Origin of the sequence: Sphingomonas segetis, assembly GCF_009720245.1 — a bacterium.
Classification (GTDB): Bacteria; Pseudomonadota; Alphaproteobacteria; order Sphingomonadales; family Sphingomonadaceae; genus Sphingomicrobium; species Sphingomicrobium segetis.
The window spans coordinates 1-13280 of record NZ_WJSQ01000071.1 but is presented as its reverse complement, the minus strand read 5'-3'; the positions used below and the strand labels follow the sequence as shown (position 1 = coordinate 13280).

Genomic DNA, 13280 nt, shown 5'->3' with positions numbered 1-13280 from the left:
GCCTCGGGCCTGCCGCCGGCAGTCGCGCGGCTGATCGATCGCTATTCGGAAGCGTTGCGCGCGGCGCGGCCGGCCGGCGCCAGCTTCGAGATCGCGCTCGCGCCCGACAGCAACATCAACCGCGCCACGCGGTCGGATACGCTGGGCACGATCTTCGGCGATTTCGACATCGACAAGGACGGGAAGGCGAAATCCGGCACCGGGCTGTCGCTGCGGACGCAGGCCTACCGGCGGTTCGCGCTCGGCAGCGGCGATCACAGCCTGCTGGTGCGCGCGAGCGGCTTTGCCGATCTCTATCGGGAAATGGATTTCAACGACATCGCGGCCGACCTTGCGGCGGGGCCCGAGCTTCGCTTCGGGCGCAACCAGATCAATGTCGAGCTCGGCGCGACCCAGCGCTGGTTCGGGCAGAAGCCGTTCATGCGCTCGGCGCGCGTGGGGGTCACCTGGACGAAGCCGGTCGGGAGCCGGATGCAGCTGCGGCTCAGCGGCACCGCGTCGCTGGTCGACAATCAGCTCAACGACCTCCAGGACGGCAAGAGCTATTCGGGGCGGGTCGAGCTCGAGCGGGCGCTGTCGGCGACGACCGGCATCGGGCTCAACCTGTCGGGCGACCGGCAGGCGCTGGACGACCCTGGCTATGCGACCAGCGGCTGGCGCGCGGGGCTGGTCGGCTGGCATGACGCGGGACGGATGACGTTCACCGCCGGGGCGGAGTTCGGGCGGCTCCGCGCCGACGAGCGGCTCGCGCTGTTCCCCGATCGGAGGGCGGACCGTTATTCGCGCTTCTCGCTCGGCGCGACCTTCCGCCAACTCCAGTTCCGCGGCTTCGCGCCGGTCGCGCGGTTCAGCATCGAGCGCAACCGCAGCACGGTCGAGTTCTACGACTACCGCCGTACGCGCAGCGAAGTCGGGGTGGTGCGGGCGTTCTAGGCCGTCCCAGATAGCGATTCCCTGCAGCAGACCCTCAAGTATCGGTTATCATCAGCCGGGGATCGGCCAATGATCAGCCAGCGATCGCGTGGTCATCATCGTCATGAAGCGCTTCAATCGCCGACATTGAGCGCCTCCCGCAGATGGGAGTTGCCGGGCGCCATCGCGGGTGCGGTGCGCGCCAAATGAAGGAGACTTGACGATGAAGTTTTCGATCATTGCCGGGATCGCGGCGATCGCCGCCACCGCTCCCGCCGCCGCCGCTCATCTCGACAATCTCGACACGCCTTATTCGAGCCGCGGAGCGTGCGAATCCGCGGTTGCCGGGTTCAACAGCGACGTCAGGGGCGCGCTGCTCGACCAGTTCCCGGCCTTCTTCGACAGCGAAGGCGACGTGTCGAGCTTCCTGACCAGAGCGTTCCCGTGCCAGTTCGACCAGGAGAACGGCAATTGGTACATCCATGACCACCGCCTCGAGGTCCTCACCAGCGACTGGTACCAGCAGCGGCATTGATGAGCCGTGCGTGCGGCAGGCGCGACAATGCGCCTGCCGCAGAGCTGGCGCCTCAGTCGATTGTGGGAAATGGCAGGAGTGGAGGGACTCGAACCCACGACCCTCGGTTTTGGAGACCGATGCTCTACCAACTGAGCTACACTCCTAGGGCCTAGCGGGCGCGAGGTAGCGTTGGCGGTTCAGCGGCGCAAGGGCACACCCCTCTCCCTCCCAAAGCTGACGCTTTGGGCCCCTCACTCTCCCGCAGGGGGGAGAGAGGCTATTTGACGACAGGCAGGCCGATCCAGGTGCCCTGCGCGCCCGTGAACACCTTCTGGGTCGCTGCGCGATAGTCGCTCGCCTTCGCGAAGAAGATATTCGGGACGAAGGTCTGCGGGTTGCGGTCGTACAAGGGGAACCAGCTCGACTGCACCTGGACCATCAGCCGGTGGCCGGGCTGGACGACGTAATCCACGGTTGGGAGCGCGAACTCGTAGGTCAGCGGCTGGTTGGGCGTCAGCGGCTGCGGGTGCGCGGAGTCGGTTCGGTAGCGGCCGCGCATCACGTCCATCGCGATCGCGAGCTCGTAGCCGCCCATCTGCGGCTTTTCCGGATAATGAGGCGGGTAGACGTCGATCAGCTTCACCACCCAGTCGCTGTCGGTGCCGCTGGTCGACGCGACGAGGTGGACGAGCGGCGTGCCGCGGAGCGTTAGCGGCTGCGTGAGCGGCGCGCTCTGATAGGTGAGGACATCGGGACGGGCTTCGGCGAAGCGCTGGTCGTCCTCGAGCCAGAAGCGCCAGGTCGAGCCGCTCGCCCAGGGCGAGATGGTGGGCCGCTGGCGGTAGGTGACCGGCCGCGCCGGATCGGACACGTACGAATCGAACGCCGCCGAAGCGGGCGTATCGAAGCTCAGGTTCTTGCCCGGCGCGAGATAGAGCGGGGTGAGGCCGGCGGGGCATCCGCGCGCGCAGGCCGGGGGCCAGTCGGGCAGGCGCTGCCAGTGGTTCGGGCCGACCTCGAAGGCGGTGACGCGCGCGATGTCCGCCACCGGTCCGCCCTTCAGGTGCTGATCGAGGAACGGGAGCAGCACGTTCTCGCGGAACCATTTGCCCGTGTCCGAGCCCCAGTCGAGCGGACCGAGCGTGCTCGCAGGGCCATTGGCTTCGCCGTGGTGCCACGGGCCGAGCACGAGATGCGCGTTGCCGCTGTCGCCGCGCTTGACCGCGTCGAACACCGCGGGCGCACCGTAGATATCCTCCTGGTCCCAAAGGCTGCCGACGAACAGGGTGGGGACGGTGAGCGGCGTCTCGCCGAGAATCCGGTCGACCGCCTGGTCCTGCCAATATTCGTCGTAGGCCGGATGCTCGGTCAGCCGTTGCCAGAACGGCAGCTGCTCCATCCCCATCGCCTTGCCGTAGGCGCCGGCCGCGCCGTGGCGGAGGAAGGCGCTGTAATCGTCGTAGCCGCCGCTGAACCAATCCTCGTCGGAATCCTTCGTCGCTGTCTGGCCGTAGACGTAGCTGATCATCTCCTGGCGGAAGGCGCCGTTGTGGAACCAGTCGTCGCCTTTCCACACGTCGACCATCGGGTTGATGGGGACCGCGGCGGCAAGCGAGGGGTGCGGGTTCACCAGGCTCATCAGCGTGGTGAAGCCGTCGTAGCTGGTTCCGATCGTGCCGACGCGGCCGTTGCTCTCCGGCACGTGCTTCACCAGCCAGTCGATGGTGTCGTAAGCGTCGGTCGAATGGTCGACCGCCGTCGTGTTGAGCGGCCCTCGCAGCGGCCGGTTCATCACGTAATCCCCGCCCGATTTGTATTTCCCGCGCACGTCCTCGTAGGCGACGATATAGCCGGCGCGGACGAGTTCGGCGGCGAGCGGCGAGAGGATGTTTTCGGGCAATATGCCGAACGAGCCGCGCGAGGTCGCCTTGTCCGCCGAATAAGGCGTCCGGTCGAGCATGATCGGGAACTTGCCGGCCTGCCTGGGAAGGATCAGCACGGCGTAGAGCTCCACCCCGTCGCGCATCGGGATTTTCACTTCGCGGCGGAGATACTGGAACTCGGACCGCGGCGGCGCGAAGCGCGGGGGGATGTCGCCGCCCCGGGGGATCGGCGGGACGGAGCCGTGGAGGGCCTTGGGGATATCGCCGCCGGGCTGGACGGCGGGCCTGACGCTTGCCGCCAGCGGCGAGGCAAGCGCGAGCGCGGCGGCGAGGAACGCGAACTTGCGGAAGCGCATAGGGCAGCTCATTGCCCCGGCGGGTTCAAATCGGCAAGCCGGGCGGCTTGTTGCGAATCGCTTGCAATAGGCGCGGCGCCATGTACCGGGTCCCGGCCATGAACGACATTCACGACAATTTCGCCGAGGCGACGCGGATCGCGGCGGGCGATGACGGCACCAATTACGACAATGTCGCGATTGCGCTCCACTGGGCAACCGCGCTCCTGGTCGTCGTGCAGTTCGCGATGGCGAAGCTTTGGGACTCCTTCGACAAGCCGACCCGCCAAGGCATGGAGAGCATCCACGTTTCGCTCGGCGTGCTGCTTATGGTTGTCGTGCTGGTGCGGATCGCCTGGCGGCTGATTCCGGGGCACCAGCGGCCCGCGATCGTCAGCGGCCGGGTCAAGCTCGCGTCGAAGGGGGTCCATTATTTGCTTTACGCCCTGCTCGTCGCGCAGGCGGGGATCGGCTTCGCGTGGCGGTGGGCGCAGGGTCATGAGGTCAGCTTCTTCGGGCTGTTCGCGATTACGGGCCCCTATGGCCGGCTCGACCGGCCGACGCGCCACATCTTCCACGACCTCCACGAAAATGTCGCGTGGGCGATCGTGGTCATTGCGGGGCTGCACGCGGCGGCGGCGCTCTACCACCATTATGCGCTCCGCGACCGCGTGCTCGCGCGGATGCTGCCGCTGGCGCGTGGGTGAATTGGCCGACTGCGGTTGCGCAGAGTGCCGAATGGTGATTGGGTGACGCCCCTCTGAACAGGAGGGGAAATCATGCGCGAGACCATGTCCATGGCTCTGCTCGGCGCAGCGGCGCTTTCGCTTGCGCTCGGTGCCTGCACCAAGGCGGACGGCAATGCCGGCGCCGTCGACGCCGACACCGTCAAGCAGGCGATCAAGGCTGACGAAACCAAGATGAACCAGGACTTCAAGGCGAAGGACAGGGAGGCGCTCGCTGCCCATTATGCCGACGATGCCTATTTCGTCGCGCCGGGCGTGACGGCGGATGGATCGACCGAGATTCGCAAGGTGTTCGCCAATGCTTCGACGGACCCCGCTTTCAACGTGACCTTCTCGAGCGACAAGGTCGTCGTCGGCGCGTCGGGCGACCTCGCCTACAGCCGCGGCAAGTTCACAGAGAAATATACCGACCCGAAAACGAGCAAGGTGATGACCGGAACCGGCACCTTCCTGACGGTCTACAAGAAGCAGCCTGACGGAAGCTGGAAGATCGTCGAGGACGTGGCCGCCGTCGAGCCGAGCTCGGTTAAGGAGGTGCCGCCGGAGAAGCCCGCGACCCGCGCCAAGATGGTGTCCTTCTAGTCAAAGGACCTAGTCGTCGGGTGAAACGCCGAAATGGTCGGCGAGCTCATTCGCGTGGAAACCGCCGCTGTTGCTGTCCGGGTCGAGCGGCAACATGGTCGCGTTCCACGACTGCCACGCCTGCTCGAGCGCGGCAAAACGCCGCGGCTCGCGCAGCTTCAGGTTCGCGCGCTCGAGCGGGTCGGCGACGACGTCGAACAGGAACTTCTCGGGCCCAATCTTGAGATATTTCCGGTCGCCCCTGCGGCAGGCGCGCTGCGCAAGATGCTTGTAGCGCCAGTAGAGGGTGCGTTCGGGCAGCGTGCCGCCGGCGAGCGCGGCGGAGATGTCGATGCCGTCGGGAGGGTAGCGCGCGTCGGGGCGCGTTCCGGCTGCAGCCAGCAAAGTCGGCAGCCAGTCCATGCTCATGGTCTGTGCGTCGGAGGTGGCGCCGGGGGCGACGCGGCCGAGCCAGCGAACGATCGCCGGGACGCGGATCCCACCCTCGAGCAGCTCGGTCTTGTGGCCGGAAAACGGCCAGGTGTCGGCGAAGCGCTCTCCGCCATTGTCGCTGGTGAAGACGACGATCGTGTCGTCGGCGAGGCCGAGGCGCTCAAGCGCCTGGAGGACGCGCCCGACCTGCTCGTCCATGCGCGTGACCATCGCCGCATAGGTCGCCTGCGAGCCGCCGTCGAAATCCTTCATTTGCTCGATCCGGGTCGCGCCCTTCAGGCGATCGGACTCGGCGGCGTCGCCCGGCCCCTCCCACGGCCAGTGCGGTGCGCTGAAATGCAGGCTGATGAGGAACGGCCTGCCGAGGCGGGAAAGATCCTCGAGCGTGCGGACAGCGCGGTCCCCCAGCAGGTCGGTCAGATAGCCGGCCTGCTCGACCGGCGTGTCGCCGTCCCAAAGGTCGGCACCGGCCGGGAGGCGATGCGTGAAGTAATCGACTGCCCCGCCGCGGTAGCCCCAGAAATGCTGGTAGCCGCTCTGCAGCGGGCCGAAGCGCGGCAGCTCGCCGAGGTGCCATTTGCCGATCAGCGCAGTCTCGTAGCCGGCCTGCCGCAGCAGCGACGGCAATGTCGGGTGATCGCGCGGGATCCCGACGTCGCGGTTGCCGATCGGCTCCTCGAGCCCGGCTGGAAGTCGGTATTGGTATCGCCCCGTGATCAGCGCCGTCCGCGTTGCCGAGCAGACCGCGCTGTTCGCATATGCCGAGGTGAAGCGCATGCCCTGGGCCGCGAGCCGGTCGAGGTTCGGCGTGCGGAAATCGCGCCGGCCGTAGCAGGAGAGGTCGGCATAGCCGAGGTCGTCGGCCATGATGAACAGGATGTTCGGCTTCCTGGCCGATTGCGCCGCGGCGCGTCGGCGGGTCAGGGTTGCCGCGCTCGCCAGTGCGCCGGCAACGAGAGTTCGACGGCTCAGGCGGATTCCCATGTGCGCCCCCACGCGTTCGCGAGCCGGCATACCACCGGGTGCAGGGCTGGAGCCAGCGGCTCTGTGCTCGTCCTGACGGGCGCGGTATGGTTCGCGGGAGCGGCGGGGATGTACGCGCTCGAGCCCGGGAGCGAAGTGACGGGCGGCTTCAGCTCCTATTGGGACGCGCTGTGGTGGACCGGCATGCTCGCGAGCTTCTTTATCGGCCGCGACGCGCATAGCAGCGAGGGCGAAGTCGCCGGCGCGCGCGAGATGGCGCAACTGCGCGGCGAAATTGCCAAGCTCAGGAAGGCGCTCGCCGCGATGCCAATTGACCGCGGCCAGGAGAGCTTTCCGTGACGAAGCGCGCGCCCGCGCTTCCCGGCAGCGCCCAGCGGACCTGGGCCTTGAGTTGGCCGAGGCGCGGCACGGCGATCTCGACGCATTCGCCGATGCGGAAGTCGTGCTCCGCCTCCATCCGGCAACCCTCTTCGGTCATGTCGCTGAGCTTCACCCGCGCCTGGGAGCCGTCGTCGCGGTGCACGACCGCGTCGATCGCGACAGGATGGCGATCCTTGCGTCCGACCCAACCATGCATGCGCTGCACGTCGTTTCCCCCTTAGGCGTGGGGCCGTTCTCGCAGGCAGTGGTAAACTTAGCTTTAAGCGCAGCGCCAATTGCACGCAGCCGTCATGCGAGTGAATCGCGTGACGTCATACCTGTCGCCCTTCGGGCGCAGGCTGGCCGGCTTTCGCTGTCTCTCCGACACAAGCCGACGTTTGCTCGCGCAAACGACCGCCTCGTGCTCGGCAGCTCAAGCGGCGATGTCGTAGGGCTGGATTTCGCCCGAGAGATAAAGGTTGCGCGCCTTGGTCCGCGACAGCTTGCCCGAACTGGTGCGCGGGAGCGTGCGCGGAGGGACGAGCTCGACGACCGGCGTGATCCCGGTGATCGCGCGCACGCGCTCGCGGATCTCGTCGCGAAGGCGCCCGCGCTCTTTCGCATCGGAGACGCGGCAGTGGACCAGCACCGCGGGCGTTTCCTCGCCCAAAGGGCCGCTAATGGCGAAGGCGGCGATGTCGCCCGACTTGAACCCGGGCAGCTGCTCGACCGCCCATTCGATGTCCTGCGGCCAGTGGTTGCGCCCGTTGATGATGATCATGTCCTTGGCGCGGCCGACGATGAAGATATATCCTTTCGACATGTAGCCCATGTCGCCGGTGTCGAGCCAGCCGTCGTCGCTCAGCACGGCGCGGGTCGCTTCCTCGTCGCGGAAATAGCTGTGCATCACACTGGCGCCGCGGACGAACAGCTTGCCGATCCCGCGGTCGGGGAGGAGGCCGCCGTCGGGTCCGCGGATTTCGACTTCCATGCCGGTCACGGGCCGCCCGCAATTGACGACCGCCCGGTAACGGCGCGGACGGTCCTCGTTGCCGGGAGCATCCCCGTGCCCGCCCGACAGCTCGTTCTCCTCGACCAGCTCGAGGCGGATGCCTTCGCCGGGAGGCATCAGCGACACGGCGAGGGTCGCCTCGGCAAGGCCATAACTGGGGCAGAAGGCGCTGGCCTTGAACCCGGCGGGAGCGAAACAGTCGACAAACGACTGCATGACGTCCGGGCGGATCATGTCCGCGCCGTTGCCGGCGATGCGCCAGCGCGAGAGGTCGAACCGGTCCTCGGCGCGTGTCTGCGAGCTCATCCGCCGCGCGCAAATGTCGTAACCGAAGCTGGGCGAATAGCTGACGGTGTTGCCCGGGTTGCGGGTGATCATGTCGAGCCAGGCGAGCGGGCGCCGAGCGAAATCCTCGGTCTTTAGATAATCGACCGAAAATTGCAGCGCGATCGGTGAGAGGAAGCAGCCGACCAGCCCCATGTCATGGTACCAGGGCAGCCACGAAATACAGCGGTCCCGCTCCTCTATGGCCAGGCCGACGCCGTGCGCGCGCAGGTTATCGAGAAGCGCGCGGTGGGTGACGGCGACGCCATGCGGGAAGCGGGTCGATCCGCTCGAATATTGAAGGTAGGCGATGTCGTCCGAACTTGCCGCAGGAAGATCGGCCGCGGACGGCTCGATGCTGCCGAGCGTCTCCCATGCCCGTGAGTCGACCCCGGCCCTGCTCGCCGCGCCCATGCCGAACTCGGCGAGCACTTGCGGATAGAGGAACAGCCGGGCGTCGCAGCTCTTCAGCTGGATGGCGAGCTGGTCGACATAGGCGTCGCGGCCGCCGAAGCTGGTCGGGAGCGGCAGCGGCACCGGCCACGCGCCGGCATAGACCGCGCCGAAGAAGCAGGCCGCGAAATCGGCTCCCGTCTCCGCCACGATCGCGATCCGCTCGCCCGGCTCGATGCCGAGGGCGATAAAGCGCCGCGCCTGGACCAGCGCGTCCTCGCGCAGCTCGGCATAAGCGTAGCTCCGCTCGAGCGTGCCGCGCGCGTCGTGGAAGTTGAGCCCGCGGCGCCCCTGCGCCGCATAGTCGAGCGCCTGGCCGATCGTCGCGAAATCAGCCATTCGCCGCGGAAGCGTGTCGAGGGTCGGTGTGGCGCCCGGCGGGGCAAGCTCGTTCTTCACAGAGGCGTTCCGTTCGAGCACGCCGTCCCTTCCTGGCTGTTGAACTTTTCCGCCCGCACCTCTCCAGTCGCGGGCAGTTCGTGATGGGCGGCGAGTGTGGCATAAAAACGGCGCGATGGCACGTGTGAGGTCCCCGAGGGCGCCGGTCCCGCTCGACGCGAAGCAGCTCGAGGAACTCGCGCTGCGCTATGTCGGGCGCTACGCGACGACCCGGGCGAAGCTTACTGCCTATCTCGCGCGCAAGCTGCGCGAACGGGGATGGGAGGGGCAGCGCGAGCCCGAGCTCGAACGGCTGGCGAGCCGCTTTTCCGATCTCGGTTATGTCGACGATGCGGCTTTCGCGCTCGCCAGGTCGAGGGCGCTGAGCAGCCGCGGCTACGGCAAGCGCCGGCTCGAGCAGACCTTGCGCGTGGCGGGGATCGCCGAGGCGGATTCGGCCGCAGCACGCGACCATGCCGATGAAGCCGCGGTCGAGGCCGCGCTGCGCTATGCGCGGCGGCGAAGGATCGGGCCGTTCGCTTCTGGCGCGCTCGAACCCCGGCTGCGCGAGAAAGCGATCGCGGCGATGGTCCGGGCAGGCCATTCTTTCGCCCTTGCGCGCGCAATCTCCGGCATGGCGCCGGGGGTGGAGGTCGACGTGGAGGAGCTGCGCGAGCACTGCCCGGGGGCATCGCACTAAAGTCGGTTTCCCGACACTAAACTGCATGTTAATGAGCACGGATGGTAAGCGCGTTCGCCAGTTTGGGCCAAGGAGGGCCGCAGCCGATCGTCGAGTCGAGGGATGACATGGCCGATGCCGAGCTTCCGCCCGTCACGGGCCGCGTCAAATGGTTCGACGCGACGCGCGGGTTCGGCTTCCTGGTCAGCGACCAGCTCGATGGCGACATCCTGCTGCACTTCAGCGTGCTCCGCGAGCACGGCCGCCGCAGCGTGCCGGAGGGAGCGATCATCGAGTGCGTGCCGGTGCGGCTCCCGCGCGGGCTGCAGGCCAAGAAGATCCTGTCGATCGACCTCAGCTCGGCCTTGCCCCAGCAACCGCGCTCGTCCATTCACCCGGCCGAGCGCGCCGACCGCAAGGCGCTGGTCGACGCGGCGGGCGAGTTCGAGCCGGTGGAGGTCAAATGGTTCAACCGCGTTCGCGGCTATGGCTTCGTCAAGCGGCCGGAGGAGCTCGGCGGCGAGGACGTGTTCGTGCACATGGAAACGGTGCGGACGGCGCACCTTCCCGAGCTCGAACCGGGGCAGAAGCTGGAAGCGCGGATCGCTCCGAGCGGAAAAGGCCTGACGGCCGTCGAGCTGCGCGCCTTCGGATCGCCGGACTAGCAGTCGCCTTCGCCGCCTTCGCCGCGTGCAGCCCGCAGGCCCCGGCGCAAAATGCCCACGTCGACCAAGGCTCGCCGCAGGTGGGGCTCGCCCGAGTGCCGCTGACCATCCATTCGGCGAACGGCGATCACCGTTTCACGGTCGATGTCGCCGCGACCGGTGAGCAGCAGCAGCACGGCCTGATGTTCGTCCGCTCGCTGCCTGGCGATCGCGGGATGATCTTCCCCTACGACCCGCCGCAGAATGTCGGCTTCTGGATGAAGAACACGTTGATCCCGCTCGACATGGTCTTCATCCGCGCCGACGGCACGATCGCGCGGATCGTCACTGCCAAGCCGCTCGACGAGACGTCGGTACCGGCGGGTGAGCCGGTCGCCGCGGTGCTCGAGCTCCGCGGCGGACGCGCGGCCGAGCTCGGCATCCGGGAAGGAGACAGGGTGGAGTGGGAGCGGTGAGCCGCTCGTCGATGCAACCGTAGCGAAGCAATCCACAAGCGTCGGTGGACTGGATTGCTTCGTCGCTTGCGCTGCTCGCAATGACGGGGCAGAGGCAGCCTCCCATGGGTTTCTGGTCGAAAACATTCACCTGGTGGAACGGCGCGACCGTCGGCACTGCGTTGTGGTCCCGCCGTTTCGGCACCGAGGTGGGCAAGGACGACGCCGGGAACGTCTATTACCAGGACGCCAAGCGGCCGTGGCGGCGGTGGGTGATCTACAACGGCAGCAATGACGGCAGCCGGGTTCCGCCCAACTGGCAGGCGTGGCTCCGCGGCACGATCGAGGATCTGCCGGACAAGGCGCTGCCGCCGGCGCGCAAGTTCCAGCAGAAGCCGACGCCGAACCTCACCGGGACGATGGAAGCCTTCCGCCCCGACGGCGCGCTGGGGAGCGGGCGCATCCGGCCCGCCTCGACGGGCGATTATGAGCCCTGGATCCCAGAATAAGCGTGAGCAGGCTTGCCGCACCGCTGCTGATCGGGCTGGCGCTGGCCGGGTGCGACCGCGGCGCCGAGCAGCATGAAGCGCCCGCGCCCGCGGCGACGAATGTCCGAGCGACGGCCGCGGGACAGGGCGGAGTCACGCCGATGACGCAGCGGGTGGCGGTGCTCGGCATCCTCAACAAGCGCAACGGAATCGTCCAGAACGTGACTCTCCGGCCGGGCCAGTCGGTGCGGTGGAAGGACGCAATCGTGCGCCTGCGCGCCTGCGAGAAGACCGCGCCGTGGGAGGAAGAGCAGCTGACCGGCGCCTTCATCCAGCTTGACGTGCAGCGCCCCGACGACAGCTGGGGCCGAGTGTTCTCGGGCTGGGTCTACAAAGAATCGCCATCGCTCAACGTCGTCGAGCACCCGGTCTACGACGTGTGGCCCAAGAGCTGCGCGATGACGTATCCGGCGGGCGCGCCGGCGCCCAACACGCCGGCAAGCTCGAGCAACCGGTCGAGCGCGGTGAAATCGGGCGGCGAATCGACTCCCGGCTCGAACTCCGCCGGCAATTCGGGCGAAGCGCCAGCGCCCGCGCCCGCGCCGTCGCCGCCGAGCGCCGCCGAGAGCAACGCCACATAAGTCTCGCGCGAGACGCTGATCGCGCCGAGCGAGGCGAGATGCTCGGTCATGAACTGGCAGTCGAGGAGAGCGAATTTGCCCACCCTCAAACGGGCGACGAGCCAGGCCAGCGCGACCTTCGAGGCGTCGGTGCGGCGGCTAAACATGCTCTCGCCGAAAAAGGCACGGCCAAGGTTCACGCCGTAGAGGCCGCCGACGAGGTCGGCTCCGGGCTCGTCTCCATCCCACACCTCGATCGAATGGGCGTGACCTGAGCCGTGGAGCGCTATCATCGCATGCTCGATCTCGTCGTTGATCCAGGTCTCGTCGCGGTCGGCGCAGGCGGCGATCACCCCGGCGAAGTCGCGGTCGTGGGTGACGGTAAACCTGCCCGACCGCAGCGTCCTGCGAAGCGAGCGCGAGAGGTGGAAGCCGTCGAGCGGGATGATCGCCCGGTTGCGCGGCTCGACCCAGAACAGCTCGTCTGCGTTGCGGCTGTCGGCCATCGGAAAGATGCCGGTGGCATAGCCCTGGAGGAGGAGGCGCGGGTCAAGGCGAGTCATCGGGCTCATTATGCGTCGCGCCACTTACCTCGTCGTTCCGGCGAAAGCGGGAACCCAGCTTTTCTTCTCTCGCTGGGTCCCCGCTTTCGCGGGGATGACGAACCTAGAGAATCTCGCGCACCTTGTCTTGCGGGCGGCAGAGGCGGACGCCGTTGGCGGTTTCGACGATCGGCCGCTCGATCAGGACCGGGTGCTTGACCATCGCGTCGAGCACCTCGTCGTCGGTGACGCCGGGGCGAGTGAGGCCGAGCTCTTCGGCCACCGGCTCTTTCGCGCGCAGCCCCTCGCGCGGCGTGATTCCCGCTTGGTCGTACAGCTGCTTCAGTTCGTCGCGCGAGGGGGGTTCCTTGAGATATTCACGGATCCACACGTCGCAACCGGAATCGCGCAGGATATCGAGGGTTTTGCGCGATGTGCCGCACATCGGGTTGTGATAGATGGTTGCCTTCATTCCGGTTCGTCTTTCCTTATCGAAATCAACAGCTTGCCAAATACCGTTGAAGGATTGGAACAATCCCTCTAGCCGGTCTTTGTCGCGGTTGCGGAACGATGAGCCGCAATCGTCGTTCCTGCGCTTGTAACATGCACCGCCGCGTGGCGGTTGTCTTGCGTGCGGCGCATGTTCCGGCAGCTCAATAGAACGGGAGAAAGAGCGATGCGTAAATCCATTCTGGCCCTGACGCTTGCAGGGACGGCCGCGCTTGGCGCGTGCACCAGCAACCCGCGGACCAATGCAGACATTGCCACTGGTGCGGCGGTCGGTGCTGCAGGCGGCGCGGCCGTCGGCGCGCTCGCTGATCACGGACGAGCGGATGGAGAAGATCCAATGGGGCCCGAACTGGGAGGAAATCCTCGGCGGTGAATTTTCGAAACGGTCGAAGGATTCGAACTTCGCCGACATCGAGAAGGAGGT

General features: G+C 67.3%; 15 protein-coding genes, 1 tRNA gene and 1 pseudogene. 10 read left to right on the top strand and 7 right to left on the bottom strand.

Annotation, left to right across the window (positions count from 1 at the left end):
* A partial coding sequence (locus tag GH737_RS08475) for a surface lipoprotein assembly modifier (protein ID WP_155264401.1) occupies positions 1-933 on the top strand: 933 nt, incomplete at its 5' end.
* A gap of 202 nt (positions 934-1135) precedes the next feature.
* Positions 1136-1447, top strand: a complete 312-nt coding sequence (locus GH737_RS08470) for a hypothetical protein (protein ID WP_155264400.1) — start codon at positions 1136-1138, stop codon at positions 1445-1447.
* 70 nt (positions 1448-1517) lie between these two features.
* On the opposite strand, the gene GH737_RS08465 is transcribed toward GH737_RS08470, so the two are convergent.
* Positions 1518-1593, bottom strand: a tRNA-Trp gene (locus GH737_RS08465).
* 113 nt (positions 1594-1706) lie between these two features.
* The gene (locus GH737_RS08460) at positions 1707-3668 is read right to left on the bottom strand and encodes a CocE/NonD family hydrolase (RefSeq protein ID WP_196233060.1); all 1962 of its coding nucleotides are present in this window, start codon (positions 3666-3668) and stop codon (positions 1707-1709) included.
* Positions 3669-3748: 80 nt separating this feature from the next.
* Between GH737_RS08460 and GH737_RS08455 the strand changes: the two genes are divergently transcribed.
* A complete protein-coding gene (locus GH737_RS08455; RefSeq protein WP_230558710.1) occupies positions 3749-4354 on the top strand; it encodes a cytochrome b in 606 nt (201 codons plus the stop codon).
* 72 nt (positions 4355-4426) lie between these two features.
* Positions 4427-4975 (top strand): YybH family protein, encoded by a 549-nt coding sequence (locus GH737_RS08450; protein ID WP_155264399.1) that lies wholly within the window; start codon positions 4427-4429, stop codon positions 4973-4975.
* Positions 4976-4984: 9 nt separating this feature from the next.
* Here the strand turns inward: GH737_RS08450 and GH737_RS08445 are convergent, their stop codons facing one another.
* The gene (locus tag GH737_RS08445) at positions 4985-6391 is read right to left on the bottom strand and encodes a sulfatase family protein (protein ID WP_155264398.1); all 1407 of its coding nucleotides are present in this window, start codon (positions 6389-6391) and stop codon (positions 4985-4987) included.
* A 63-nt stretch (positions 6392-6454) separates the two neighbouring features.
* On the opposite strand from GH737_RS08445, the gene GH737_RS08440 reads away from it, so the two are divergent.
* A complete protein-coding gene (locus GH737_RS08440; RefSeq protein WP_155264397.1) occupies positions 6455-6730 on the top strand; it encodes a hypothetical protein in 276 nt (91 codons plus the stop codon).
* On the opposite strand, the gene GH737_RS08435 is transcribed toward GH737_RS08440, so the two are convergent.
* Together GH737_RS08435 and GH737_RS08430 are read right to left on the bottom strand one after the other, a co-directional pair.
* Positions 6675-6968, bottom strand: coding sequence for a PilZ domain-containing protein (locus GH737_RS08435; RefSeq protein ID WP_230558712.1), 294 nt, complete (start codon positions 6966-6968; stop codon positions 6675-6677). The genes GH737_RS08440 and GH737_RS08435 overlap by 56 nt on opposite strands.
* A gap of 216 nt (positions 6969-7184) precedes the next feature.
* Positions 7185-8879, bottom strand: a complete 1695-nt coding sequence (locus GH737_RS08430) for a fatty acyl-AMP ligase (protein ID WP_155264402.1) — start codon at positions 8877-8879, stop codon at positions 7185-7187.
* Between the two features lie 175 nt (positions 8880-9054).
* Between GH737_RS08430 and GH737_RS08425 the strand changes: the two genes are divergently transcribed.
* The 5 genes and pseudogenes from GH737_RS08425 to GH737_RS08405 all read left to right on the top strand — a co-directional run.
* Positions 9055-9618, top strand: coding sequence for a regulatory protein RecX (locus GH737_RS08425; protein ID WP_155264395.1), 564 nt, complete (start codon positions 9055-9057; stop codon positions 9616-9618).
* A gap of 41 nt (positions 9619-9659) precedes the next feature.
* Positions 9660-10262: a cold-shock protein gene (locus GH737_RS15780; protein WP_155264394.1), complete on the top strand. Its 603-nt coding sequence runs from the start codon at positions 9660-9662 to the stop codon at positions 10260-10262.
* Positions 10263-10342: 80 nt separating this feature from the next.
* The gene (locus GH737_RS08415; protein WP_338061777.1) at positions 10343-10717 is read left to right on the top strand and encodes a DUF192 domain-containing protein; all 375 of its coding nucleotides are present in this window, start codon (positions 10343-10345) and stop codon (positions 10715-10717) included.
* Between the two features lie 104 nt (positions 10718-10821).
* Entirely contained in the window at positions 10822-11205 is a 384-nt protein-coding gene (locus GH737_RS08410) for an NADH:ubiquinone oxidoreductase subunit NDUFA12 (protein WP_155264392.1), read from the top strand.
* Positions 11206-11345: 140 nt separating this feature from the next.
* Positions 11346-11579, top strand: a pseudogene (locus GH737_RS08405) (DUF2155 domain-containing protein); the annotation flags it as partial.
* 35 nt (positions 11580-11614) lie between these two features.
* Here the strand turns inward: GH737_RS08405 and aat are convergent.
* Together aat and arsC are read right to left on the bottom strand one after the other, a co-directional pair.
* Positions 11615-12367 carry a leucyl/phenylalanyl-tRNA--protein transferase gene (gene aat, locus GH737_RS08400; RefSeq protein WP_155264391.1) on the bottom strand — a complete coding sequence of 251 codons (753 nt, stop codon included), beginning with the start codon at positions 12365-12367 and terminating at the stop codon, positions 11615-11617.
* A gap of 103 nt (positions 12368-12470) precedes the next feature.
* A complete protein-coding gene (arsC, locus tag GH737_RS08395) occupies positions 12471-12818 on the bottom strand; it encodes an arsenate reductase (glutaredoxin) (protein WP_155264390.1) in 348 nt (115 codons plus the stop codon).
* Positions 12819-13280: the final 462 nt, after the last annotated feature.

What these genes read in the sequence shown, in the direction of transcription:
- GH737_RS08460 (WP_196233060.1), bottom strand. Translation starts at nt 3,668, where the DNA reads ATGCGCTTCCGCAAGTTCGCGTTCCTCGCCGCCGCGCTCGCGCTTGCC.
- GH737_RS08450 (WP_155264399.1), top strand. Translation starts at nt 4,427, where the DNA reads ATGCGCGAGACCATGTCCATGGCTCTGCTCGGCGCAGCGGCGCTTTCG.
- arsC (WP_155264390.1), bottom strand. Translation starts at nt 12,818, where the DNA reads ATGAAGGCAACCATCTATCACAACCCGATGTGCGGCACATCGCGCAAA.
- GH737_RS08430 (WP_155264402.1), bottom strand. Translation starts at nt 8,879, where the DNA reads ATGGCTGATTTCGCGACGATCGGCCAGGCGCTCGACTATGCGGCGCAG.
- GH737_RS08455 (WP_230558710.1), top strand. Translation starts at nt 3,749, where the DNA reads ATGTACCGGGTCCCGGCCATGAACGACATTCACGACAATTTCGCCGAG.
- GH737_RS08410 (WP_155264392.1), top strand. Translation starts at nt 10,822, where the DNA reads ATGGGTTTCTGGTCGAAAACATTCACCTGGTGGAACGGCGCGACCGTC.
- GH737_RS08445 (WP_155264398.1), bottom strand. Translation starts at nt 6,391, where the DNA reads ATGGGAATCCGCCTGAGCCGTCGAACTCTCGTTGCCGGCGCACTGGCG.
- aat (WP_155264391.1), bottom strand. Translation starts at nt 12,367, where the DNA reads ATGACTCGCCTTGACCCGCGCCTCCTCCTCCAGGGCTATGCCACCGGC.
- GH737_RS08470 (WP_155264400.1), top strand. Translation starts at nt 1,136, where the DNA reads ATGAAGTTTTCGATCATTGCCGGGATCGCGGCGATCGCCGCCACCGCT.
- GH737_RS08435 (WP_230558712.1), bottom strand. Translation starts at nt 6,968, where the DNA reads ATGCATGGTTGGGTCGGACGCAAGGATCGCCATCCTGTCGCGATCGAC.
- GH737_RS15780 (WP_155264394.1), top strand. Translation starts at nt 9,660, where the DNA reads ATGGTAAGCGCGTTCGCCAGTTTGGGCCAAGGAGGGCCGCAGCCGATC.
- GH737_RS08425 (WP_155264395.1), top strand. Translation starts at nt 9,055, where the DNA reads ATGGCACGTGTGAGGTCCCCGAGGGCGCCGGTCCCGCTCGACGCGAAG.